General features: G+C 50.6%; 25 protein-coding genes, 1 tRNA gene and 2 pseudogenes. 17 read left to right on the forward strand and 11 right to left on the reverse strand.

Annotated elements, in window-relative coordinates:
* Window positions 1–7: 7 nt before the first annotated feature.
* Window positions 8–766 (reverse strand): hypothetical protein, encoded by a 759-nt coding sequence (locus O77CONTIG1_RS09245; protein ID WP_068509989.1) that lies wholly within the window; start codon window positions 764–766, stop codon window positions 8–10.
* Window positions 767–1,106: 340 nt separating this feature from the next.
* On the opposite strand from O77CONTIG1_RS09245, the gene O77CONTIG1_RS09250 reads away from it, so the two are divergent.
* Window positions 1,107–2,027: a DNA-methyltransferase gene (locus O77CONTIG1_RS09250; protein WP_068509991.1), complete on the forward strand. Its 921-nt coding sequence runs from the start codon at window positions 1,107–1,109 to the stop codon at window positions 2,025–2,027.
* Window positions 2,028–2,238: 211 nt separating this feature from the next.
* Here O77CONTIG1_RS09250 and O77CONTIG1_RS26075 read toward each other — a convergent pair whose 3' ends face one another.
* A complete protein-coding gene (locus O77CONTIG1_RS26075) occupies window positions 2,239–2,424 on the reverse strand; it encodes a hypothetical protein (protein ID WP_156435092.1) in 186 nt (61 codons plus the stop codon).
* Here O77CONTIG1_RS26075 and O77CONTIG1_RS09255 point away from each other — a divergent pair.
* Window positions 2,417–2,689, forward strand: a complete 273-nt coding sequence (locus O77CONTIG1_RS09255) for a hypothetical protein (RefSeq protein ID WP_084782437.1) — start codon at window positions 2,417–2,419, stop codon at window positions 2,687–2,689. The genes O77CONTIG1_RS26075 and O77CONTIG1_RS09255 overlap by 8 nt on opposite strands.
* 103 nt (window positions 2,690–2,792) lie before the next feature.
* Here O77CONTIG1_RS09255 and O77CONTIG1_RS09260 read toward each other — a convergent pair.
* Window positions 2,793–2,909: pseudogene (locus tag O77CONTIG1_RS09260) on the reverse strand (tyrosine-type recombinase/integrase); the annotation flags it as partial.
* A 444-nt stretch (window positions 2,910–3,353) separates the two neighbouring features.
* On the opposite strand from O77CONTIG1_RS09260, the gene ribA reads away from it, so the two are divergent.
* The 4 genes from ribA (at window position 3,354) to O77CONTIG1_RS24395 (ending at window position 6,457) form a co-directional block, all read left to right on the forward strand.
* The gene (ribA, locus tag O77CONTIG1_RS09265) at window positions 3,354–3,938 is read left to right on the forward strand and encodes a GTP cyclohydrolase II RibA (RefSeq protein WP_084782439.1); all 585 of its coding nucleotides are present in this window, start codon (window positions 3,354–3,356) and stop codon (window positions 3,936–3,938) included.
* A gap of 49 nt (window positions 3,939–3,987) precedes the next feature.
* Window positions 3,988–4,539, forward strand: coding sequence for a hypothetical protein (locus tag O77CONTIG1_RS09270; protein WP_084782442.1), 552 nt, complete (start codon window positions 3,988–3,990; stop codon window positions 4,537–4,539).
* Window positions 4,536–5,396 carry a dCTP deaminase domain-containing protein gene (locus O77CONTIG1_RS23440; RefSeq protein ID WP_084782444.1) on the forward strand — a complete coding sequence of 287 codons (861 nt, stop codon included), beginning with the start codon at window positions 4,536–4,538 and terminating at the stop codon, window positions 5,394–5,396. Before O77CONTIG1_RS09270 ends, O77CONTIG1_RS23440 begins: the two co-directional genes overlap by 4 nt.
* 263 nt (window positions 5,397–5,659) lie before the next feature.
* The gene (locus O77CONTIG1_RS24395; protein WP_156435096.1) at window positions 5,660–6,457 is read left to right on the forward strand and encodes a hypothetical protein; all 798 of its coding nucleotides are present in this window, start codon (window positions 5,660–5,662) and stop codon (window positions 6,455–6,457) included.
* A gap of 118 nt (window positions 6,458–6,575) precedes the next feature.
* On the opposite strand, the gene O77CONTIG1_RS24400 is transcribed toward O77CONTIG1_RS24395, so the two are convergent.
* The 5 genes from O77CONTIG1_RS24400 to O77CONTIG1_RS24420 all read right to left on the reverse strand — a co-directional run bounded on the left by O77CONTIG1_RS24400 (window position 6,576) and on the right by O77CONTIG1_RS24420 (window position 8,231).
* Complete coding sequence (locus O77CONTIG1_RS24400; protein WP_156435098.1) at window positions 6,576–6,836, reverse strand: hypothetical protein; 261 nt, start codon at window positions 6,834–6,836, stop codon at window positions 6,576–6,578.
* Between the two features lie 148 nt (window positions 6,837–6,984).
* Window positions 6,985–7,185, reverse strand: coding sequence for a hypothetical protein (locus O77CONTIG1_RS24405; protein WP_156435100.1), 201 nt, complete (start codon window positions 7,183–7,185; stop codon window positions 6,985–6,987).
* Window positions 7,186–7,252: 67 nt separating this feature from the next.
* On the reverse strand, window positions 7,253–7,534 hold the full coding sequence (locus O77CONTIG1_RS24410) for a hypothetical protein (protein WP_156435103.1): 282 nt from the start codon (window positions 7,532–7,534) through the stop codon (window positions 7,253–7,255).
* A 148-nt stretch (window positions 7,535–7,682) separates the two neighbouring features.
* The gene (locus O77CONTIG1_RS24415; RefSeq protein WP_156435105.1) at window positions 7,683–7,883 is read right to left on the reverse strand and encodes a hypothetical protein; all 201 of its coding nucleotides are present in this window, start codon (window positions 7,881–7,883) and stop codon (window positions 7,683–7,685) included.
* Between the two features lie 84 nt (window positions 7,884–7,967).
* A complete protein-coding gene (locus O77CONTIG1_RS24420) occupies window positions 7,968–8,231 on the reverse strand; it encodes a hypothetical protein (RefSeq protein WP_156435107.1) in 264 nt (87 codons plus the stop codon).
* 94 nt (window positions 8,232–8,325) lie between these two features.
* On the opposite strand from O77CONTIG1_RS24420, the gene O77CONTIG1_RS09275 reads away from it, so the two are divergent.
* A complete protein-coding gene (locus O77CONTIG1_RS09275; RefSeq protein WP_068509997.1) occupies window positions 8,326–9,600 on the forward strand; it encodes an IS256 family transposase in 1,275 nt (424 codons plus the stop codon).
* 116 nt (window positions 9,601–9,716) lie between these two features.
* Here O77CONTIG1_RS09275 and O77CONTIG1_RS23445 read toward each other — a convergent pair.
* A protein-coding gene (locus O77CONTIG1_RS23445) for an IS1 family transposase (protein ID WP_410503494.1) occupies window positions 9,717–10,713 on the reverse strand; the annotation gives its coding sequence in 2 pieces (ribosomal slippage) (window positions 9,717–10,340 and window positions 10,342–10,713; 996 coding nt in all).
* A 53-nt stretch (window positions 10,714–10,766) separates the two neighbouring features.
* Here O77CONTIG1_RS23445 and O77CONTIG1_RS24425 point away from each other — a divergent pair.
* Genes O77CONTIG1_RS24425 through O77CONTIG1_RS09305 form a run of 5 tightly spaced genes read left to right on the forward strand, consistent with a single transcriptional unit; the run spans window position 10,767 to window position 14,895 of the window.
* Window positions 10,767–11,951, forward strand: coding sequence for an ATP-binding protein (locus O77CONTIG1_RS24425; RefSeq protein WP_156435111.1), 1,185 nt, complete (start codon window positions 10,767–10,769; stop codon window positions 11,949–11,951).
* A complete protein-coding gene (locus O77CONTIG1_RS09295) occupies window positions 11,935–13,251 on the forward strand; it encodes a hypothetical protein (RefSeq protein WP_156435113.1) in 1,317 nt (438 codons plus the stop codon). Before O77CONTIG1_RS24425 ends, O77CONTIG1_RS09295 begins: the two co-directional genes overlap by 17 nt.
* Entirely contained in the window at window positions 13,217–14,305 is a 1,089-nt protein-coding gene (locus O77CONTIG1_RS09300; RefSeq protein ID WP_225894727.1) for a hypothetical protein, read from the forward strand. The genes O77CONTIG1_RS09295 and O77CONTIG1_RS09300 overlap by 35 nt, the downstream gene beginning before the upstream one ends.
* Before the next feature lie 27 nt (window positions 14,306–14,332).
* Window positions 14,333–14,557, forward strand: a complete 225-nt coding sequence (locus O77CONTIG1_RS23450) for a DUF433 domain-containing protein (protein ID WP_084782999.1) — start codon at window positions 14,333–14,335, stop codon at window positions 14,555–14,557.
* Window positions 14,554–14,895 (forward strand): DUF5615 family PIN-like protein, encoded by a 342-nt coding sequence (locus O77CONTIG1_RS09305; RefSeq protein ID WP_068510006.1) that lies wholly within the window; start codon window positions 14,554–14,556, stop codon window positions 14,893–14,895. Before O77CONTIG1_RS23450 ends, O77CONTIG1_RS09305 begins: the two co-directional genes overlap by 4 nt.
* 95 nt (window positions 14,896–14,990) lie before the next feature.
* Here the strand turns inward: O77CONTIG1_RS09305 and O77CONTIG1_RS24430 are convergent, their stop codons facing one another.
* A complete protein-coding gene (locus tag O77CONTIG1_RS24430) occupies window positions 14,991–15,272 on the reverse strand; it encodes a hypothetical protein (RefSeq protein ID WP_156435118.1) in 282 nt (93 codons plus the stop codon).
* Between the two features lie 150 nt (window positions 15,273–15,422).
* A complete protein-coding gene (locus tag O77CONTIG1_RS24435) occupies window positions 15,423–15,611 on the reverse strand; it encodes a hypothetical protein (RefSeq protein ID WP_156435119.1) in 189 nt (62 codons plus the stop codon).
* Between the two features lie 249 nt (window positions 15,612–15,860).
* On the opposite strand from O77CONTIG1_RS24435, the gene ileS reads away from it, so the two are divergent.
* The 5 genes and pseudogenes from ileS (at window position 15,861) to infB (ending at window position 23,002) form a co-directional block, all read left to right on the forward strand.
* Window positions 15,861–18,761, forward strand: coding sequence for an isoleucine--tRNA ligase (gene ileS / locus O77CONTIG1_RS09310; RefSeq protein ID WP_084782446.1), 2,901 nt, complete (start codon window positions 15,861–15,863; stop codon window positions 18,759–18,761).
* Between the two features lie 211 nt (window positions 18,762–18,972).
* A tRNA-Met gene (locus tag O77CONTIG1_RS09315) sits at window positions 18,973–19,045 on the forward strand.
* A gap of 16 nt (window positions 19,046–19,061) precedes the next feature.
* Entirely contained in the window at window positions 19,062–19,352 is a 291-nt protein-coding gene (locus O77CONTIG1_RS23455) for a YlxR family protein (RefSeq protein ID WP_084783000.1), read from the forward strand.
* Between the two features lie 545 nt (window positions 19,353–19,897).
* Window positions 19,898–19,984: pseudogene (locus O77CONTIG1_RS28340) on the forward strand (translation initiation factor IF-2 N-terminal domain-containing protein); the annotation flags it as partial.
* Window positions 19,985–20,122: 138 nt separating this feature from the next.
* Window positions 20,123–23,002, forward strand: coding sequence for a translation initiation factor IF-2 (gene infB, locus O77CONTIG1_RS09320; protein ID WP_410503503.1), 2,880 nt, complete (start codon window positions 20,123–20,125; stop codon window positions 23,000–23,002).
* The last annotated feature ends 92 nt before the right edge of the window (window positions 23,003–23,094 follow it).

Raw genomic sequence — 23,094 nt, forward strand, 5'->3', positions numbered from 1 at the left:
GCGTGACCTACGCTCGCTCGGTCATGCGCGTGGTGCGGAAGGTGACATTCACGCCTTCATTGGATTGCTCCAGCACCAGCAGCGGCGTGGGTTTTGCTTTTTGATCCCAGTGAATCGAGGCAATGCGCCCTTGAATCGTCGGCTGCCAGTTGTCATCAGCGTGCTGGCTCATGTAGGTTTGCAGGCAGTCGATAATCTGGTTAATCGTGACGGAGGTGGGCTGGGTGGGCAGCTTCGCCAGCTTGATCTGGATGCGAAACAGCACGCCTTTCTTGCCACCGGGAATGTCCGTCAGGTCGTACTGGACATCGAAGATTTCATCAACCTGGCGGGGGGTGCTGGCAATGCCCAACGTTCCTTGCTCTGCTTGAGGCGGGCGCAGGGCAACGGTAATTTTTTCCTTGATCTTGATCTTGATCTGGTTGACGATGGCGAAATGGAATTGTTCCTCTTCCATTCGCAGCCGCAGATAGTCGAGGTTGAACTCGCGGGAATGCACCAGATCGGGATTTTTCTCCATCTTGCTGATAGTGTTGAGCGCCAGCTTCAGCTTTTTCTGAAGTTCCCGATTCTTGTATTCCTCAAAGCGCTTTTCTTTGGTGATTTTATCGTAAGCGAACTTGCTGTAGGCTCCCAGCCCCACTAGCAGTAGCAGCAGACCGCCGGACGTGTACATCCAAAACTGTCCGGGCTGAGACGGCTGCGCGTTAGCTTGGGCAAGCGTCGGCTGAATGACGATAGACTGGGATGAAACGTGGGCTGACATGGCAGGGCTAAATACAGGGCGTAAGGGATATGCATCGTGTCCTATTGGTTAGAATGCCCCCCGGCTGTGGCAATCGCGCTATCAAGCATCTCTCTTTAAGCTTCTACATCTTCCAGCTTTAGATATTCCCACTTTGGATATTCCCACTTTGGATATTCCAGCTTAAGAAATTCCCGCTTTAGATATATTGAAAGCGTCTACGAGCTTAGAGTGCCCAGCTTTGGGCGAGAACCTGACAGCAGGCGATCGCCAGATGGAGTTGACGGATCGACCTCAAGCTATCTCAGGGACGACTCTCAGAGATTAATCTCAGTATGGATTAAACAGAACCCGGTTCGCAATGCCACATCGCCATCCCCCTGCGCCAGCCGCCATTTCATCCCCGCTCCAGGCATTTAATTTGCAATATACCCACGCCCACGGGCGGCTGTATCAGGGTGACTCAGCAGCCTGGCTAGCATCGCTGGCCGCAGAAAGTGTAGATCTGGTGTTTGCCGATCCGCCCTATAACTTGAAAAAAGCAGCGTGGGATAACTTTGCCAGCCAGGAAGCCTATATCGCCTGGTCGCTGGGATGGATCTCGCAGGCGGCGCGAGTGCTAAAGCCCACTGGCTCGCTCTATATCTGCGGCTTTTCGGAAATTTTGGCAGATTTGAAACACCCAGCCTCGCGCTATTTTGCGGGCTGTCGCTGGCTGGTGTGGCACTACAAAAACAAGGCAAACCTGGGGCAAGACTGGGGGCGATCGCACGAAAGCATTATCCACTTTCGCAAGAGCAACCGCTTTCGGCTCAACCTGGACGACGTTCGCATTCCCTACGGCGCACACACGCTCAAATATCCCGCCCATCCCCAAGCCGACAGCAGCGCCTATGGCCGCAAGGTGGATAAGGCAGGCAAGTCCCGCGCCTGGTTGCCCCACCCCAGCGGCGCAAAGCCCAAAGACGTAATCGAACTGCCCACCACCTGCAACGGCATGGGCGAAACCACGCCTCACCCGACCCAAAAACCCGAGGAGCTGTTGCGGAAGCTGGTGCTGGCAGCATCGAATGCGGGCGATGTCGTCCTCGACCCGTTCTCAGGCTCCGGCACAACGCTGGTGGCAGCGGAGCAACTCAACCGCCGCTGGCTCGGCTGCGACCTGAATGCAGAGTATAACCAGTGGGCCATTCGCCGCCTCGAAGCAGTGGACTGTCGATCGCCCCAGATGTGGATTGAGCGCGATCGCAAAACTGCCGAACGCCGCGCCTCTATCCGCTAGCGCCCACTCCACAAAATCACGTATCGGGCTTTTAGCGTATAACTTCTAGCCTATCCAAGGCGATTTGGCGCTGCACGGCCGCCGCCAAGTCCTTCATACTCCGTAGCAAAACTTTGCTTGCGCCGCCCAATCATCTCTACTACAATCGTCCATCAAGCTGTGATTTTCCAACTTTCGCAGCTTAACTTCACTCCCCCGAAATTTTGGTCGTTTAGTCACTTACGGCGCTGGCAGGTGTTCCCGCACCCACCAACGCCTGACCCCTCGACAGTACCGGCTGTCTCAGGGCTGCGTCCATTGTAGGCCGCCCTGTCATCAGCGCTTCACGTCCTTGGGCGGCCAACATTTCGGGGTTTCCTACCCCACTCGTTTCCTGGAGGAAACCCCAAATGCTCACAATCCAATACACCTGGTCGTCCCCAGCTTCGGAGGCGACCCAGTTCTCGCTGCCCCCGCTCACCTGTGAGTTGCCGCGTCGCCGCCGCCTGCGCCTCTATCTCGTCGGCTCCCCCGCCGACACGCAGCAGGAGGTCGATCGCCTGCACCTGCTCCGCTATGCCGAACGCTTTGAGTGGAGCCGATCCGTCCCCATTGCAGAAAATGGCATCCTCATCCAGCCCGACGCAGGCGACGTGCTGCGCTATTTGCAGCGCAACAGGTAAGATAAGCTAGCCGATTTTGGGTTTTGGACTTTGGTGAGAAATCGCTGAAATCCAAAATCCAAAATCTACAGCCCAAAATCTTTTTCTAGCTCATCCATCCAGTTCATCCATCCAGCGGACTCCGCACCCCTCGCCCGCCCCGATTTAGCACATGGGTATAAATCATCGTCGTCTTCACATCCTTATGCCCCAATAGCTCCTGCACCGTGCGGTAGGAGTAGTGTTTGAATCGCAGCGTATCCCGCACCTGATCCAGTAGCTTTTTAGGACGTGCTTCCACAAAACCCAATCTTCTTCAGTAGAACGTCTGTATAGAAAGCTACCACGATACATTTGTTCTTTTTATATGAAGCTTTACTGAAGCTGTCTGCCTAATTCCCAGAATCAGGGGTATTATACAGATTATCGTCTGCCTATCTACCCAATTTGGGATCTTAGACAGATCTGAATCAGCCTAACTCCCCAATTTGGGATCTTAGACAGACAGATTTCAGCCTAATTGCCCTCTGCGGGGTAGATAGGCAGACGGGATCAGTCTAATTACTAGTTAGCCTGCTACACCTTGAAGAAATGTAGCCATAAGGTTGTATGTGCGAAAAAGGCTCATTCTGGGCAGCCTATAAGATATGCGGATTATAATTCCAGTTAAGTAAGGTCAAGAATCATGCTAGTGCGTCTGCAAGAAGGTTATCTCAAAACCAAGTTTGGCACTTTCTTAGAAGTTCTCTACTACGATGGGCAAAAGGAATCGGTTGCCTTAGTAATGGGTGACATAAGCAATTCGGAAAACGTTTTATGCCGTATCCATTCGTCATGCTTATCTGCTCATGTCTTCAATAGTATAGAGTGCGACTGTAGAGAGCAGATGGAAATGGCTCAATTTCTTATTGAGCAAGAAGGCAGAGGAATCATTATTTGGTTGGAACAAGAGGGAAGAAATAATGGTCATCTAGCACTTCTTAGTACTTCAAAATTGCGTGCGAACGGAATGTCATCTACTGAAGCATACCTTAGTCTTGGATTTAAAGAAGATGCAAGAGACTATAGATGTGCAGTAGAGATACTGCAAGACTTGAAAGTTGCTTCAGTCACTCTACTCACCAATAGTCCTCAAAAAATTGATAGCTTAAGGAATAGTGGTATTAATGTTGCTGGCAGTAAACGTATAGCAATTGATGCAAGCAATAATGAAGAATTAGAAAAAACTTACAAGGATAAGATCATGAGAGGTCATCTCATAGATTTGTAAGTACATAATTTTGAGCCATTAGAATGATCAGATATTGCCTTAGAGAATTATGCTTGCTATTATTTTCGGAGTTTCAGGTGTTGGCAAATCATCGTTAATACAGAATTTAAGAAACGAGTTTGGCTGGTCATCTATACCTACATATATGACACGTTCCTTAAGGCCAGGGGAAACCGAAAAAATATCAGTTAGTGAAGCAGACTTCGCTAAAATGGAAAATGAAAACCGTTTTGTTTGTGTAAATCAAATCTTTGGCAACAAATACGGCACTCCTCGTAAGGAGATTGAAATCGCTATCCACGATAAAGAATCCTATTGGGTGTTGGATTTTCCTATTTTAAAAATCGATTTACTAAGTGCTTATAAGTATGTAGGTTTCGTAGTTTTACCTCAAGATGAAGATCAGTTAGTAAACCAAGTAAAGAGATCTGATCGAGCTGAGAGATTGCAATTCATCTTGCAGGATTACAAGGAAAATTATGCTAAATACCACAATCAAAGACAAGAAGATGCTTCGCTAATTGCAGTCATAAACGCACCCGGTAGGTTATATGAAACATCTCAACTGATTTATTCTCTGGCAAGCAACCTAAGCCTATGAGTATTTTAAGTGATCAAGATATAAAGTATCTCTTAAACAAAGAAATTGTCATATATCCGTATGGAGAAGATTGCATTTCTCCCTTGGGTTATGATTTAAGAATTGGTTATGCAATAAGTCTTACTGAACATAAAAGCACTATAGATCCTGATGGTGGAAAAATTTCAATTCCTGCAAAAACATCGGTTTTTATCATTACAAAAGAGCACGTTTATTTGTCAAGAAGAATTGCTGGAACGCTACACGCTAGAGGTTCACTTGCCGCTAGAGGACTTTATATTAATTCCACAACTGTCGATCCAAATTGGGGCGGACAAATGACGTTCCTGATCCATAATATTAGTGAAAAGCCAGTAGAGTTGGATGTGGAGTCTAGATTCGTTACCTTGATATTTCATCGAGTGAATACTCCAACATTCAATGCTCCTTCCGGTAATCCTATATCTGTCGCAAGACAATATGGTGAAATTTATGGAGATTATTTTGCTAATAGTCTTCTATCATATTTATCTGACAATAATAATCTTTCTCTAAAAAAGGTTTTCGAGGACTCAGTTCAAGAGGCAAGAAAGCCAACTCTATCTGATCTTCTTACAGGAAGAGTTATATTTCTGATTACCTCATTCCAAGAATTCGCACGAAGTAGGCTTTCTAATCTTGTCACTAGAATACTTTTAGTTATTCCGATTGGGCTAATCATAATGGGTTTGACAGCCCAATGGTATTGGAATTGGTTGCAAGTACAACTGAACTTAAATGCTCCCTATGGATTAAATATTTTTATGTGGCAGGTTACTACTGTTGGGGTAGGAGTTTCTTTACTTGTATCTTTGCTTAATTCGATGAAGCCTAAGTGATGAGAAGTTTTGTAATAGTTATTCACGCAGGCTAACAACCCTGGTGCAGCGGACGGTATCGAGATCTTGGTCGTGATGCAAAGGTGATCTGCCGCCGCTGACCAGGAACGTTATACTGCTTTGCACTTTGACGGAGGCATAGACTAAAGCTACCCGGCTTATATCTAAATCAATGTGTTACGATGCACAGACCAAGAAATGTCATTGGGGTATTCAGAGTTTTAGCCTGCCGTTTATTGCTTAGTGTGTAAGTTCAGATTCAGATGAAGAGACTGGAGTTTTTCATCTGGTTGAAGGAGGTTCAAGATAATATTTCCTCTTCAATTAGTGGTTGTAGCCCTAGAGCGTGGAATGAAGATCATATAAGCTATACATGGCTTCAAAATATAACGTCTACCTTTTCAAAAGTTTTGATTACTGGTACTTCCAGTCACTTCTCTATCGCATGGGATGCTTACAAAGCTGAAGGTGCTTTTGAGGAAGACAATGGTGATATCGCTGTTCTTGTAAGACTGACTTTCCCAGAGAGAAAAACATTAACTGGTGTTGCATTCCTTGAAGCAAAGCGTAGTTACAGTGAAGCAAAGCGTAGTTACAGTAAATCAAGATATCGAAAGCTAAAATGGTCACAACTTGAATATCAATCTTCGTTGGTTTCAAACCATAGAGTTTTATTGTACGACAAAGAACCAATTAAAGATTGCATAGCTAATCTTGTAAAGCAAGGATATTCTCTTGGCTCTGCACAAAATCTGTTCCAGGAAGTTAACGCTGTTGTTGTTCCAACTCCTCATGTTTTAGCTCTTCGTAGTCGTGCAAAAAACTTAAGCGCAATGGGATTGCCTTTAGCTTATCAACTCTGCTGCCGTTATTTACAGGGATTAGATTTAGATTTCTCAAGCCAGTTAGTATCAGCAGTGCGTGCGGGGGTTGCAAGTGGAGTCAAGTATCTATTAGTTGTTCATGTTGTTCAAGAAAATGAAAACATAGCATTTACTGATAATATTGAAATTGATCAAGAATATTACAGAAGAATTCACTCCCAAAATTGGGATGAGTGAGTGACGCAGTATAACAATTCTGGTGCAGCGGACTGATGAAAAACTTTGGTGGGGATGCAAAAGTCGCTGGCAGCCGCTGACCAGACCCGTTAGCCCTCAGCGTTCTGGTTCAGTTAGCTTACGGGTGAGTAGGCGATTCGCCCCCTGATTGCAAAGGTTCGGTTTTTTGGAGGTTTCGGTCATTGCAACCAGTCCCAGCAGCTTTCGGGTAAGATGCCAACGTTGAGCGGTGATAGGTTTGGGTCAGCCGTTTGAGGTTCCGAGAGGTGTCGGGGGGCGATCGCCGAAAGGTTTGGGTGCTGAGAGATGAGGGCGATCGCCCAGAGGTGTTGGTGTTGGGAGATGAAGGGCGATCGCGAAGGCTAACACCTCGCTGCAACGGACGGAACAGAGATGCTGGTTGAGACCAAGAGCCACTGACCGCCGTTGAGCTACACCGTTAGCCCTCAGCGTTCTGGTTCAGTTAGCTTACGGGTGGGTGGGCGATTCGCCCCCAATTGCGAAGGTGCAGTTCTTCAAGAACTCGGTCAACCCGAACACTCCCAACAGCGTTCGGGTAAGATGCCAACATTGAGTGGTGATAGGCTTGGGTCAGCAGTTTGAGGTTCCGAGAGGTATCGGGGGGCGATCGCCGAAAGGCGTGGGTGCTGAGAGATGAAGGGCGATCGCCCAGAGGTGTTGGTGTTGGGAGATGAAGGGCGATCGCGAAGGCTAACACCTCGCTGCAACGGACGGAACAGAGATCCTGGCTGAAACCGAGAGCCACTGACCGCCGTTGAGCTACACCGTTAGCCCTCAGCGTTCTGGTTCTGTCAGCTTGTCGGTGGGTAGGCGATTCGCCCCCCACTTGCAGAGGCTCGGTTCTTCGAGATCCGGGTCAAGCCGCACACTCCCAACAGCTTTCGGGTTAGCCGCAGAGGTTGAGTAGCGACAGACTTCGGTCAGTGTGCAACGCCCCAAAAGGTATCCGGGGGGCGATCGCCGAAAGGTGCGGGTGCTGAGAGATGAGGGCGATCGCCCAGAGGTGTTGGTGTTGGGAGATGAAGGGCGATCGCGAAGGCTAACACCTCGCTGCAACGGACGGAACAGAGATCCTGGCTGAAACCGAGAGCCACTGAACGCCGTTGAGCTTCACCGTTAGCCCTCAGCGTTCTGGTTCAGTTAGCTTACGGGTGAGTAGGCGATTCGCCCCCAATTGCGAAGGTGCAGTTCTTCAAGAACTCGGTCAACCCGAACGCTCCCAACAGCTTTCGGGTAAGATGCCAACGTTGAGCAGCGATAGGCTTGGGTCAGCCGTTTGAGGTTCCGAGAGGTATCGGGGGGCGATCGCCCAAAGGTATCGATTCCGGGAGATGAAGGGCGATCGCCCAGAGGTGTTGGTGTTGGGAGATGAAGGGCGATCGCGAAGGCTAACACCTCGCTGCAACGGACGGAACAGAGACTCTGAGCAAGACCGAGAGCAACCGACCGCCGTTGAGCTACACCGTTAGCCCTCAGCGTTCTGGTTCAGTTAGCTCACGGGTGGGTGGGCGATTCGCCCCCAATTGCGAAGGTGCAGTTCTTCAAGAACTCGGTCAACCCGAACACTCCCAACAGCGTTCGGGTAAGATGCCAACGTTGAGCAGCGATAGGCTTGGGTCAGCCGTTTGAGGTTCCGAGAGGTATCGGGGGGCGATCGCCGAGAGGTGCGGGTGCTGAGAGATGAGGGCGATCGCCCAGAGGTGTTGGTGTTGGGAGATGAAGGGCGATCGCGAAGGCTAACACCTCGCTGCAACGGACGGGAGCTATGTTTATTTGTGGTGTATGCCTAAAGGAGAAGAAACGGCGTATCCTGCTGGATAAGGAAAAAGACCAGACGAGGATACACCATGAGTAAGGATAATGTTATTGCATTTCAACCGTCAGAAACAGCCGCATTTTTCAGCGATGCCTTGAGTGAACTAGTACGCCAGGGTGCTCGCCAAATCATTGCTCAAGCTGTTGAAGCAGAGTTGAAAGAGTTTCTCGCCCAGTACCAGTCCCTTAAAGACGACCAGGGACGACAGGCGATCGTTCGCAACGGCTACTTACCAGAGCGAACAATTATGACAGGGGTTGGGGAAGTTGAAATTCAAGTGCCGAAGGTGCGCGACCGCAGTGGCAGCGGTATCAAGTTCAACTCATCGTTGTTGCCCCCGTATCTCAAGCGTTCCCAGAGTGTCGAGGAAGTACTGCCTTGGCTATATCTCAAAGGCGTCTCAACGGGGGATTTTGCAGAAGCGTTGGCATCGTTGCTAGGAGCCCAGGCAAAAGGTTTGTCGTCCAGTACGATTAGCCGACTGAAAACGCAATGGATAGAGGAGCATCAACAGTGGCAGAAACGCTCCCTGATCGGTAAACGCTACGTTTACATTTGGGCAGATGGCATCTACTTCAATATCCGCAACGAGGATGACCGCCAGTGCATTCTGGTTATCATCGGTGTCACCGATACCGGAACCAAGGAACTGCTGGGGTTGGAAGCAGGATTTCGAGAATCTGAATTGAGTTGGAAGCCGTTGTTGTTACGGCTGCAAGACCAAGGGCTGAAAGAAGCTCCAGAGTTGGCAATTGGCGATGGAGCATTAGGGTTTTGGAAAGCGCTAGCGCAAGTCTTTCCCACCACTCGTGTGCAACGGTGCTGGGTGCATAAAACTGCCAATGTGCTCAACAACTTGCCGAAGAGTCAGCAACCGAAAGCCAAATCTGCCTTGCATGAGATCTACATGGCAGAAACCAAAGCCGATGCACAGACAGCATTTGAGCGATTTATCAAAACCTATGATGTCAAGTATCCCAAAGCGGTCGAGTGCTTGTCTAAAGACCGTGATGCGCTGTTGGCATTCTATGATTTTCCGGCTGAACATTGGGTGCATATTCGCACGACCAATCCCATTGAATCGACCTTTGCAACGGTGCGTTTGAGAACGGATAAAACACGAGGTTGTGTTTCACAAGACAGTATTTTGTCGTTGGTGTTCAAGTTGGTACAGAGTGCTCAAAAACGCTGGCTTAAGATTCGAGGGTTTAAGCGACTAGGGGAGGTGATTGAAGGAGTGAAGTTTAAAGATGGGATTCGTGCAGATCAAAAAGACGATTCAGCCGCTCGCCAGGACGCTGCTTAATTCTTCTTCATACACCAGATTTGACAATAACTCCTTGTAGAACAAGCTCTTAAATTTGGAAAATGTGTTCTTCTACATGATGCCAAACCAGATTACGGCTTTGTGGCACTGGTCTTCTAACGGATGAGGGAGGCAAAGCCTCGGGTTGTCAGCAATTCAAGCATTGAGATCGGGCGATCACAGTATCCCATTGCCATTGCTGGAGTCGTATCTTTTTTCAATCCATGATGGGGGCGTACCCAGTTATGCACCAACCGCTGCACGTCTAACACTCGTTGTAAGGCTGCGACTCGCTTGGCATACAAATTCTGTCGCCGTCGATAGGCACTTGCCCGTCGTCTCAACGCACTATTGTGCGCCTCATTATGATTGGCGTGGACTTCATGCTCAGGGCTAATCGCGGTAAACGGATGCTCGACTTTCACCCACTCAACTCGCTTCTGACCTTGCGACCCCTTAATCTTCATCGCCACCTCCAACCCCTCACGCCACACTTTGCGTCGCCCATAATCGGGGTGTGCCTCACCAGAAGCAAGCGTCACACTGGCAAGTTGCCATAACATAATGCCGTAGCGCCGTTCTCCATCACTAAACCAACGAATAAACTGGGCCGCAGATGCCCACGTCCATGCCGCCTTTGTCCCTTGGCGAAATAATTTATCCCGTTTTTGTCCCGCTTGTGCGGCGATCCAGTAGCGTGTCTCTCGTTCGATGAAGTGGATCGTCCATCCTTCGCACTCACTGGGGGGGAAGGTTCTCGCCCACGCGAGTGTAGACCTCATCTCCTTCGACTGTGAGGTCTGCTGTTTCTGGTGCAGTTGGTGACCATTCGCTGAGTTGGTTGGCTAAACGCTCTTCCCATCGCAGGATGGTGGAGTGAGATTTGCCAAAAGACCGTCCAGTTGCTCGTACCCCCATTCCTTCAGTGCGGACATTCATTGCCAATGTCACAATCGTTGAGGAGGTTCGCAGTCGCGCCATCGGGGTGCCAGTGCGGTCGTTGAATTGCTTGCGGCAGGCTTTGCATACATATTTCTGCACAACAGCACCGTCTTGCAGGGTAGCCTTGCCGTTTTTGACGACCTGCTGACTTTCACATTTTGGGCAGAGCATCGCCTCTCATCCACTCGATGCAACCATTTTACACATCACTCCTTAGCAGACCAGTGCCTAATGTTTCGGCAAACCTTGTAGAACAAGCTCTTAAATTTGGAAAATGTGTTCTTCTACATGATGCCAAACCAGATTACGGCTTTGTTGATCGTGCAAATACAGATCCGGGTGTACCTGCTGAAATTTGGCGACAATTTGAGCAATATGGATTACGCCCTCGTGAAGTACCTAATGTGACACGAGTTGGATTTTACGGCTTGTGTGATCCTAATAGTGTACAAACGGTTATTGGCTTTCGTGCTTCAGATTTTTCTCCGGAAATTCTTGCAAGTCTATTTTTCCCTTATTCAAATGAGCAGAACCAGTTTGAAGGATTTGCAAATGCTGCACATGCCCTCCGTGAGCAAGTTGCTAACGGTAATCGTCAATTCTATTCACTAGATGATATTACTTCTGAGGTCGAAAGACGGATTGACAATGCCCTGCCACCTCTTGAACAGATAAACCAGATGGTGGGAAGTGCCATTCTTAGAAAAGTTGGTATGCGTCGGCGTGGTATGCCTTGGTTAGACGTGATTGGGCAAAATATCAGGCAACAGCCAGCTAATCGATTGAGAGGTTCCAGTTTAGATGGTAATCGTCAGCGAAGTGTTACAGCGTTTAGTCTTGAAGCATTTGTTCAATCTGGGAAATTGATTGTAATTGACTACTCACAGATGGATGAACAATCCTATGCTTTGATTCTTTCCTATTTTCTGCGGATCTGCCAGCAATATCGTAAACGTCCCGGACAAAACTCAGTGGGAATTGTTCAAATGGTAGATGAAGCTCACCGGATTTTTGATAATGACTCTCGACACAGTTCTGCATTAGAACGTGCATTTGAGCGGGTAATGAGAGAAGGAAGATCGGTTGATCACTCAATCATTTTGAGTTTGCAAAATACCTCGCAGATTCCTCAGCGTGTTATGAACAACTTGAACACAAAATTTGTCATGCGACAGAACAGTAAGGCTGAGGCAGATGCTGCAACTCAAACGATGGGTAAGGAATTTTCTCCACAAGCAATGAGATTGGGTACTGGGCAAGCTCTTGTTTCGATATATGAGTCAAAGGCTACAGTTTTAGCACAAATGGCTCCAGCACCATTTGAACTGATGAGAACAGATAACACAGGTGCTAGGATTAACCATCAGCCAGGAGATTTAGTAGCTGTAGGAGATGAAATTGATTTCTAAAACTCAAAACAAAGCTGCGGAATTCTTAACTAATGGTCATACTTCTTCACGGCTTGAGATTTCTGGGAATGGATCTTTGCAGCACCAGAAAAACGGAGCAGAGGATCTTCTAAGCCAGTTTCAGAATGCAGTAGATAATAATTCTTTTTATGAGACTGCCGAACTCATTTTTACTAAAATTTCAGATCCCATAGAACTTGCACAATGTGCTGAACTTGCTTGTGAAAGAGAGCCGGGAGGAGCATTTTATCGTGCGAAGTTATGGGCTAGAGTTTCTCAGATAATTGAGGCTCAGAGAGAAGATAATTCAAATGAGTTGAAACTTAGTCAAGTCTGTAATCAAGTTGGTGTTAATCCAGCAAGGGCAAAGGGTTTTGTCGCTCAGGGTCAAGCTATTATCAATGTTGAAGATGCGGGCGTAGACTCAACTATTTTGCGTAAGGCTTCTCCTCTGCTTTTTCAATATGCCCAACGTCAAAGAACTGGGGCGAAAGAGTATTTAATTGAAGCCATCAAATTTCTTGAGGATAATTCTGAAGCAACATACACCCAAGTTCATCGGAATTGGTGCCAAAAGAATGGGAGTATCAAAGCTAACCTTGATATCATAAAACCTTCAGACTGGTGGGCTTTTAGCCATCCAAAATGGAGAAAAGAAGAAGACTTCCCAGGATCAATTCCTGGGGAGGTCTATGCAAATGCACTCTATTACTTTGCTCCTCAATCAGGCATTGCAGTTGATCCAATGGCTGGTAGTGGAATGTTAAAACGTGTTTATGATGACCGCGATCGCTGGCAGAAAGATTCCAACTTTAAATTAAAAATTAAGTTGTTTGATTTATATCCCCGCCGTCGCTTTATTAAAAAGCACGATGCGAGAAAGCCTTTACCAGTTAAAGCTGATTGGATCTTCATCGATCCCTCATACTACGGACAGTCTAGCCACTTATTCGCTGATCAGTTAGCATCCACTGATAGTTACGATAACTATCTTTCTATCATGAAAGAAGTAATAGCTGCATTAGCTGAATCGTTGAACCCTGGCGGAAGGCTATGCATCTTTTTACCTAAGTGGAGTGGGCTTAGACCTGAAGATCCAAATCATGATATTCCGTCAGATGTCTATTCAATGGCAACTGCTTGTGGCTTAAGTTGGCTAGATACTGCTTATGTCTCTCGCGGTCGGCAGCAAGAGCCTGGCAGCGCAACAAAAAACAACATGGCAAAGCGCGATCGTAGAATGCGATCAGATACCTGTGTTCTCAATGTATTTGAAAAACGGGGAAACGATAATGTCTAGTATGTTCCGTGAGCTAGTTCAAGGCTCTAGACGAATTAGTCGTGATGAGTTTGCCACAACTTTTGGTGGTATTGCAGATGATGTTATTGAGATGCTTGATAGTGAGCAAGCGCGGGAAGCTACTCGACAGGCTAGAGAGTATATGGAATTGAGGGAATCGCTGCCTGGAGGTAGACCTCGGTTACGTGAAGTTGAGTTTGGTCTTTTTAGTAGTGCGCCTGAATTAGAAAGAGGTGAGGTTGCGGCTGTAGATGGAACACCCGCTCTTCCTCTACAAATGTACTCATCAGGGCAAGCATTGTGCGTAGGAATTGGAAGCATTTCCCATCGTCGCCCCTTACAAGATTCGCTGCATTATTGGTCTGGCAGAGTTTATCTTAGTGATTCTAGAGATACCAACGATTTTCTTGCACGACAAGAACAAGCTCTTTTTGGTATTTCGTCAACTGCTTATCTTAGATACTTTGAGGTGAGGCATGGTTTAGAACTTGAGGAGCCTTATATATTTTTTGATGGAACTTTAGTTTATGAATGGCTTGTTGCTCTTCAAGAAGGCGTAGATCTTTATGCAGAGCTATTTTCAGGTGATAAACAATGTATTGGGGTTATGAAAAATATTAAGGCAAACGTAGTATTCTCAACCTTCGCCCGCGCCTTAAGAACAGGAGAGCTGTATATTGTAGAAACTCTTGAGGATCACTTGTTAAATAGTAATGTTCCTAATAGAAACCAGGGTGAGCAATCTAGAGGAACCTTGCCATCCTTTCTTAACAATTACGCTCCTCGGATCTTAAGAGGCATTTTTAAGCCAAGAAATAAAGTTTTTGGCTTTGAGGTACATGAGGAGCATCTAGAAAATATGCTCCGTATAATGACTGCTGATTGCCAGATGAATCATGCCGGACACGAAATACCATTTTTACTCAACCGTGTGGATGAGGAAGTCCGTAGAAACTTTAATTCAAGAATTTTGCAAGACCGCATAGCATTGCGAATGGCAACTCAAAGCGAAGAGTTGTTTTTTGAGGAAATGAATGAACGGGCTTTTCGATAGATGCTGATTTTATGGAGGTTTCTTCAAATGTCAAAGCTACTTGAACGAATTACAGTAAATCCCAGGCAATGTGGTGGTCGTCCCTGTATTCGTGGGATGAGAATTCGAGTATCTGATGTTTTAGATTTGTTCGCAGCAGGTTTAAGTGCTGAAGAGATTTTAGAAGACTTGCCAGATTTAGAAATGGATGATCTACGAGCCTCCCTAACCTATGCAGCACGTAAATTGAACCATCCTATATTGGTGGCATGACAACCATTTGGATCGATGCACATTTGTCTCCGGCGATAGCAACCTGGATCACAGATACCTTTGGGATTACAGCGTTGGCGTTACGGGATCTTGGTCTACGAGATGCAGAAGACCCTGAAATCTTTGAGGCTGCAAAGGCTCAAGGAGTAATTTTTATGACGAAAGATAGTGATTTTGTAGATTTAGTTGAGCGATTGGGATCACCACCGCAAATTATCTGGTTGACTTGCGGCAATACCTCAAATGCGAGGCTAAGGGAGATATTGAGTTCAGTTCTACCAGAAACACTAGAGTTGCTACGTTCTGGTGAAAAATTAGTAGAGATCAGTGGGGATTAGCACGGCGGCATAACAACCCCAATGCACCCGACCGATGAGAGGTTGTCTGTAAGCGTTCGAGGTTATTTGCGGCGGGTGATTGGGAACGTTAGCCCTCAGCGTTCTGGTTCTGTCAGCTTGTCGGTGGGTAGGCGATTCGCCCCCCACTTGCAGAGGCTCGGTTCTTCGAGATCCGGGTCAAGCCGCACACTCCCAACAGCTTTCGGGTTAGCCGCAGAGGTTGAGTAGCGACAGACTTCGGTCAGTGTGCAACGCCCCAAAAGGTATCCGGGGGGCGATCGCCCAGAGGTGCGGGTGCTGAGAGATGAGGGCGATCGCCCAGAGGTGTTGGTGTTGGGAGATGAAGGGCGATCGCGAAGGCTAACACCTCGCTGCAACGGACGGAACAGAGACTCTGAGCAAGACCGAGAGCAACCGACCGCCGTTGAGCTTCACCGTTAGCCCTCAGCGTTCTGGTTCAGTTAGCTTACGGGTGGGTGGGCGATTCGCCCCCTGATTGCAAAGGTTCGGTTTTTTGGAGGTTTCGGTCATTGCAACCAGTCCCAGCAGCTTTCGGGTAAGATGCCAACGTTGAGTGGTGATAGGTTTGGGTCAGCAGTTTGAGGTTCCGAGAGGTATCGGGGGGCGATCGCCGAAAGGTGCGGGTGCTGGGAGATGAAGGGCGATCGCCCCAAGGAAACCCCCTGTCGAAAATGCTGTTCCCCCGGAAAAATCATCCTTGGACGGGTGCTTGCCCAAAGGCAAAGGGGTTGGAAAAGGGCTGTCCGTAGGGGCGATCGCAGATGCAAGCCTAAGGATATGCCTTGTAAAATAGCCCAATCCTATGGAATTTACTGAGAGGCGCTCGATTAACCTCCAGCCCCCTTTACCCAACCGGGGGATATTTGCAAAAATGCCCCCCAGTTGCTCAACCCTGGTTGATAATAGTTTCGATAAACCCCAGTTCTTTTCACCCTGCAACCGCCGTGACAGCGACAGAACCCGGAAGCTACAAAGATACGGTCAACTTGCCCAAAACCCAATTCGACATGCGGGCCAACGCCACCCAGCGCGAGCCAGAAATTCAGAAATTTTGGGCCGACAACCGGATTTACGAAAAGCTGTCGCGGTTCAACCCTGGCGACCCCTTTGTGCTGCACGATGGCCCGCCCTACGCCAATGGGGCGCTGCACATCGGGCACGCCATGAACAAAATCTTGAAAGATACAATCAACAAGTTCCAACTGCTGAACGGGCGAAAGGTTCGCTACGTCCCTGGCTGGGACTGTCACGGGCTACCCATTGAGGTCAAAGTTCTGCAAGCCATGAAACCCGAAGAGCGGCGCAGCCTGACCCCGATTGAATTACGTCGCCGCGCCAAAGCCTGGGCCCTGGAACAGCAGCAGCAGCAGTGCGCCAGCTTTATGCGCTATGGCGTGTGGGGCGACTGGCAGCATCCCTACCTGACCCTCACACCCGACTACGAAGCTGCCCAGATCGGCGTGTTTGGGCAAATGGTGCTGAAAGGTTACATCTATCGCGGCTTCAAGCCTGTCCACTGGAGTCCCAGTTCCCGCACTGCCCTAGCTGAGGCCGAGTTGGAATATCCCGAAGGACATGTTTCCCGCAGCATCTACGCTGCCTTTCCGGTGATCAGCTTGGGCGACGGGGCGACAGCACTGCAACCTTACTTGGGCGACTTGGGCGTTGCGGTGTGGACGACGACCCCCTGGACGATTCCTGCGAACTTGGCGGTAGCCGTCAATCCTGGACTGACCTATGCCGTTGTCAGGGATGAAACCGGCAAGCTCAAAGACGAACAGGGAATCCCGTTTTCGCACCTGATTGTCGCCAAGGATCTGGTGGGACGACTGGCGCAGGTATTCGGTGTAGAACTCAGTGTACAGACAGAAATTTCGGGCAAGGCGCTGGAGTTTTCCACCTATCGCCATCCGCTGTTTGACCGGGAAAGTCCGATTGTCATTGGCGGCGATTATGTCACCACAGAATCTGGCACGGGGCTGGTGCATACGGCTCCGGGGCATGGTCAGGATGACTTTATCGTGGGACAGCGCTATGGCTTGCCGGTGCTGTCGCCTGTGGACGATGAGGGCAACTTTACGGTGGAGGCGGGGCCCTTTGCCGGATTGAATGTGTTGGGCGATGCCAATACCGCCGTGATCAAGGCGCTGCGAGACGCGGGGGCTTTGCTGAGGGAAGAGGACTATGGGCACCGCTATCCTTACGACTGGCGCACGAAGAAGCCGACGATCTTCCGGGCGACGGAGCAGTGGTTTGCGTCGGTCGAGGGTTTCCGCGAGGAAGCGCTCCGGGCTATTAAAGAGGTCGAGTGGATTCCAGCGCAGGGCGAAAACCGGATTACGGCGATGGTGGGCGATCGCTCGGACTGGTGCATCTCGCGCCAGCGCAGTTGGGGCGTGCCAATCCCCGTTTTCTATGACGAGGAAACCAACGAGCCGCTGCTGAATGCCGACACCATCAGCTATGTGCAGAAAATCTTTGCTGAACGCGGTTCCGATGCCTGGTGGGAGATGTCGGTCGAAGAGTTGCTGCCGGAACCCTACCGCAGCAATGGGCGCAGCTACCGCAAGGGCTTCGACACGATGGACGTATGGTTCGATTCTGGATCTTCCTGGGCAGCCGTTGCCCAGCAGCGCGAGGGTTTGCACTATCCCGTAGAAATGTACCTGGAAGGCTCAGACCAGCACCGGGGCTGGTTTCAGTCGAGTCTGCTGACTAGCGTGGCTGTAAATGGTCACGCGCCCTATAAGACTGTGCTAACCCACGGCTTTGCGCTAGACGAGCAGGGCCGCAAGATGAGCAAGTCTCTGGGCAATGTGGTCGATCCGGCCATCGTCATCGAAGGCGGCAAAAACCAGAAGGAGGAGCCAGCCTATGGCGCGGATGTGCTGCGGCTGTGGGTGTCGTCGGTGGACTATACCTCGGATGTGCCGCTGGGCAAAAACATCCTGAAGCAGATGGCAGACGTGTATCGCAAGATCCGCAACACCGCCCGCTTCTTGTTGGGCAACCTGCATGACTTTGACCCAGCGACTCATGCCGTGGCCTATGACGAGCTTCCCGAACTCGACCGCTATATGCTGCACCGAATGACGGATGTGTTTGCCGACATCACGGATGCCTTCAAGACCTACGAGTTTTTCCGCTTTTTCCAGACGGTGCAGAACTTCTGCGTGGTGGACTTGTCGAATTTTTACCTCGACATTGCCAAGGATCGGCTCTACATTAGCGCTGCCGATGCGCCCCGCCGCCGCAGTTGCCAGACCGTGCTGGCCGTAGCAATCGAAAATTTGGCGCGGGCGATCGCCCCTGTCCTGTCTCACTTGGCAGAAGACATCTGGCAATTTCTGCCCTACAAAACCCCCTACCTGTCCGTCTTTGAGTCTGGCTGGGTAAAGCTGGAAGCATCTTGGGAAAATCCCAAACTGGCGGCGAAGTGGGAAAAATTGCGCGATTTGAGAACCGAAGTTAACAAGGTGCTGGAGCAAGCGAGAAACGACAAGGCAATCGGCTCGTCGCTTGAGGCTAAGGTGCTGCTTTATGTAGCCGATGCCGACTTTCGACAGCAGCTTGAGGCACTCAACCCCGCCAGCAGCCTCGGCGGCAACGGCGTAGACGAGTTGCGCTATCTTTTCCTGGCATCTCAGGTCGAGCTGCTCGATGCTCCTGGCATTTTGGCAGACCTGAAATATAGCGCGGAAGCAGGTGACCTGAGCATTGGCGTAGTCGATGCTGAAGGCAAAAAGTGCGATCGCTGCTGGAATTATTCCCCGCACGTTGGCGAGTCTGCTGAGCACCCGCTGCTCTGTGAACGCTGCATTCCGGCGCTGGAGGGAGAGTTTTAGGCGGCGCAGGGTGGGCGATCGCCCCAGTTTCGCTGTGGGTTCCGAGCAAATTGCAGAAATTTTCCAGCGGGCGATCGCCCTAATCTACCAGTCAGGTATGCTATGTTAATGAAGGCTAAAAATTAGAATGCTGTTAGTCCGGTAAACCCAAGCAGGTAGAACCAATCTTGCTAGTTAGAACTGGCTTAAGGCGTTCGATCGCAGCTTTTCTGGCTCAGTAGCTCAGTGGTTAGAGCAGGGGACTCATAAGCCCAAGGTCGCAGGTTCAAATCCCGCCTGAGCCATTTTCTGAAAATGGTCATGCCACCGCCCAACTATCGTCGCTGTCTCAGTTGCCGAAGACTTGCACCCAAGACAGAGTTCTGGCGAATCGTGCGGGTATATCCGTCTCAGACGATACAATTAGATTGTGGGATGGGTCGCTCGGCTTACCTGTGCCCGACGGCTAGCTGCTTGCAGGCAGCCCAAAGGAAAGATAGGCTAGGGAGGTCATTAAAAGTATCTGTACCTGAAGCCGTTTATCAAACGCTGCGGCAGCGTCTTGCTGTGGACTCCACTCAGAAGCCAGACTCGCTGGGGCAAGCCCGGTGATTGTCCCAGGAACTTTCTGAAAGTTGTTACTCTAGGGAAGAGGTCTGTCGCAATCTCAGTGTCAGATACTGAAGTTAGATATGGGCCCGTTAGCAGCCACAGAGATTCAATGACCGATACGAAGACACTTACCACTGATCAAATCGGCTGGATGCCAGACTTTAGGTGCCAGACTCTATGTTGTGATGACTTTAAGGGAGAACGAGCCTTCAACCACTAAGCATTTTGGGCAGCCTTGGCCAGATAAGGGCGTGCCTTCAACCCAGGAGAGCTTTGTTTTAGTTTTGTGTTCTGCTCTAGTTCGGGGTTTTCTTGCAGATGCGGCAAGAGACATTTGTAGAACCTCAACCTGATGGGCAGTGAATTCTCGCAGCCTTAGCGCTAGAACAAGGACTGGAAACAAAAGTCAACGCAGCAAGTCTGAAGCTGTTTTTGTCTGGGCTTTAACTGTCGAGCATTGTAAACGTCGTCTTGTCACGTCGTCTCGTTAGGAAAGCGAAGCAACATTATGTGAAAATCTCAGTTGGCTAAGAAGGGGAGAGTGGATGAACGGTAAGGTGAGAATTTACGAGTTGTCAAAGGAATTGAATCTGGATAATAGAGAGATTTTGGACGTTTGCGAGCAATTGAATATTCCGGTCAAGAGCCACAGCAGCACTATTTCCGAAGCTGAGGCAGCCCGTATCCGCTCAGCGGCCGAGCGGCTTGCCCACAGCCCTTCTGCATCCCATACCCCTCCTGTTCACCGGCCTACCTCAACGCCTTCTTCTATGCCTCAACGAAAACAGAGCGCCGTGCAGCCGCCTGTTAAAAAGCAACAAATTCTTGAAGTCCGTCGCCATCGCCCTGCGGTAGAGCCACCTAAGCGGCCAGAAGTTCAGCCTGCTCCGACCCCGCAGCCCACCTCATCTGCGCCGGTGCGTCCGGATCGTCCAGCAGCAGAGCCTGCTGAGGCACGGACAGTTGAGCCTCGGCCAATTGCCACTCCTCCTGCTGTTCAAAAGCCTGCGACTCCCGTTTCGGAAGCACCCAAATCGGAAGCACCCAAAGAAGTAGAGCCTCCTCCAGTTGAAGCGCCCCAGCCGCCTCCTGTGCGCCCTGAAGTGGCTGAGTCTGCACCATTGCCCGAAGAGCAGCCCTCTTTGATGGGGCCGCCTTCTAAGCCTGTGCGGACAGAGTCTGTGAGTTCCGTGAGCCGCCCAGTTCTGAAGAAGGCGAGCGATCGCAGTGATCAGGTGGTAATGCGAGTGGGAGGCGATGGCCAAGGGCTTCGGCGATCGCCCACTGCCTCTCGCCCAGAGTCCCGCTCTGGAGAAGCCAGCGAGTCCGCCCCCCGTCGCATTGGTATTACAGAAACTTCTGAACCGCCTGTATTGCGCGCTAAGCCAGTGCTGGAGCTACGTCGCAAGCCCGTTCGTCCGACGGCTCCGGGCGCGTCCGAAGAGTCCAGCGCAGCCGATACCCGCAGCGCGGTCAGTATGCCTATCCTGGCAGAGCCGCCCACGCTCAAGCCCAAGCCTACGCCACCGACTAAGGTGGCGAAGCGCGGTAAGGAGTGGGAAGAGGAAGACGAGGAAAATCCCAACAAGGTAGCTAAGGCCGGTGTGAAGTCCAAGCGGCGATCGCCCAATGTGTTGGACGACGACGAAGACATCGATTTGGATGAGGTGCTAGATGGAACCGACAGAGATGATTCGGCCCCAACCGCCCTCAGCATTTCGCTGATGCGCCCGCCCAAGCCCAAGAGCCAAAAAGCTCCAGCAAAGCCCGTGGCGGTGGCTGCACCGACGCAGCGGCGGCGCGGGGGTTCTAGCAACGAGCGCTTTAGTCGGCGCGATCGCCGCGAACAGCAGGAAACTCGCCAGCGCCCCGAAATCATTACCCTCACGGGCAGCCTGACGGTGGCAGAACTCGCTGATATGCTGGTTGTTCCCGAAACCGAAGTCATCCGCGCCCTGTTTATGAAGGGCATCATGACCACGGTAAACCAGGTTCTCGACATCCCCACCGCGACGATGGTGGCGGAAGAGATGGGCATTTTGGTGGATACCGAAGCGCCTGAAGCAGAGGCGAAGAAAGTCACAGAAATGCTTGATGCAGGAGATCTGGAAAATCTCCAGCGCCGTCCGCCTGTGGTGACCATTATGGGTCACGTAGACCACGGCAAAACCACCCTACTCGACTCGATCCGCAAGACCAAGGTGGCTCAAGGCGAGGCAGGGGGCATCACGCAGCATATCGGCGCGTATCACGTTGATGTGGAACATAACGGCGAGACGCAGCAGGTCGTGTTCCTGGATACGCCGGGTCACGAAGCCTTTACCGCTATGCGGGCGCGGGGTGCGCGGGTCACGGATATTGCGATTCTGGTGGTGGCGGCAGACGACGGGGTGCGTCCTCAAACCATCGAGGCGATTAGCCACGCCAAGGCGGCTGAAGTTCCCATCGTGGTCGCCATTAATAAGATAGACAAGGAAGAAGCCCAACCCGATCGCGTGAAGCAAGAGCTAACTGAATATGGGCTGGTGGCTGAAGAGTGGGGCGGCGACACCATTATGGTGCCCGTTAGCGCTCTGACGGGAGAGAACCTGGACACCCTGCTGGAAATGATCCTGTTGGTGTCTGAGGTGGAAGACCTCTACGCCAACCCCGATCGCCCCGCCAAGGGCACAGTAATCGAGGCGCATTTGGACAAGGCGAAAGGCCCAGTGGCGACGCTGCTCATTCAGAACGGTACGCTGCGTGTTGGCGATATCCTGGTGGCTGGCTCGGTCTTTGGCAAAGTCCGCGCAATGGTGGACGATCGCGGCAAGCGGGTCGAGGAGGGCAAGCCGTCCTTTGCCGTTGAGGTGCTGGGTCTGAGCGACGTGCCCGCTGCGGGCGATGAGTTCGACGTGTATTTGGATGAAAAAGAAGCACGAGCGATCGCCAGCAACCGCACCGATCAGCAGCGTCTTTCGCGTCTGCAACAGGCAATGTCGTCTCGTCGCGTCAGCCTGAATACGATTTCCAGCCAGGCCCAAGAGGGCGACCTGAAAGAGCTGAACCTGATCCTAAAAGCAGACGTGCAGGGTTCGGTCGAAGCTATCCTGGCAGCACTGCAACAACTTCCCCAAAAAGAAGTGCAGGTGCGGGTGCTGCTGGCGGCTCCGGGCGAGATCACTGAAACCGACGTAGACCTAGCAGCCGCCAGCAGCGCCGTAATCATCGGGTTCAACACAACCTTTGCTAGTGGGGCACGTCAGGCAGCCGACCAGGCTGATGTAGACGTGCGCGACTACACTGTGATCTATGCTTTGCTGGACGACATCCAGGGCGCAATGGAAGGTCTGCTGGAACCCGAACTGGTGGAGGAACCACTGGGCCAGGTAGAAGTCCGGGCTGTGTTTACCGTGGGCAAGGGAGCCGTTGCAGGCTGCTATGTCAAGGAAGGCAAGGTCATCCGCAACAGCAAGCTGCGCGTGCGTCGCGGCGGTGAAGTGATCTTTGAGGGCAACCTCGACTCGCTGAAGCGGATGAAGGAAGACGCGAAGGAAGTCAACGCAGGCTACGAATGCGGCATCGGCGTAGATAACTTCAAAGATTGGCAGGAAGGTGACATCATCGAAGTCTACCGCCTAATCACCAAGCGTCGGACGCTCTCTGCGTAGCGAGCCTGCTGACCCCTAAACTCATAAAACTAAGGCACTGGTGGACTCCACTTTGATCTCCCCAGTCCACTTATAATGAAGACATCTGGAAA

This window comes from Leptolyngbya sp. O-77 (assembly GCF_001548395.1).
GTDB lineage: Bacteria > Cyanobacteriota > Cyanobacteriia > Elainellales > Elainellaceae > Thermoleptolyngbya.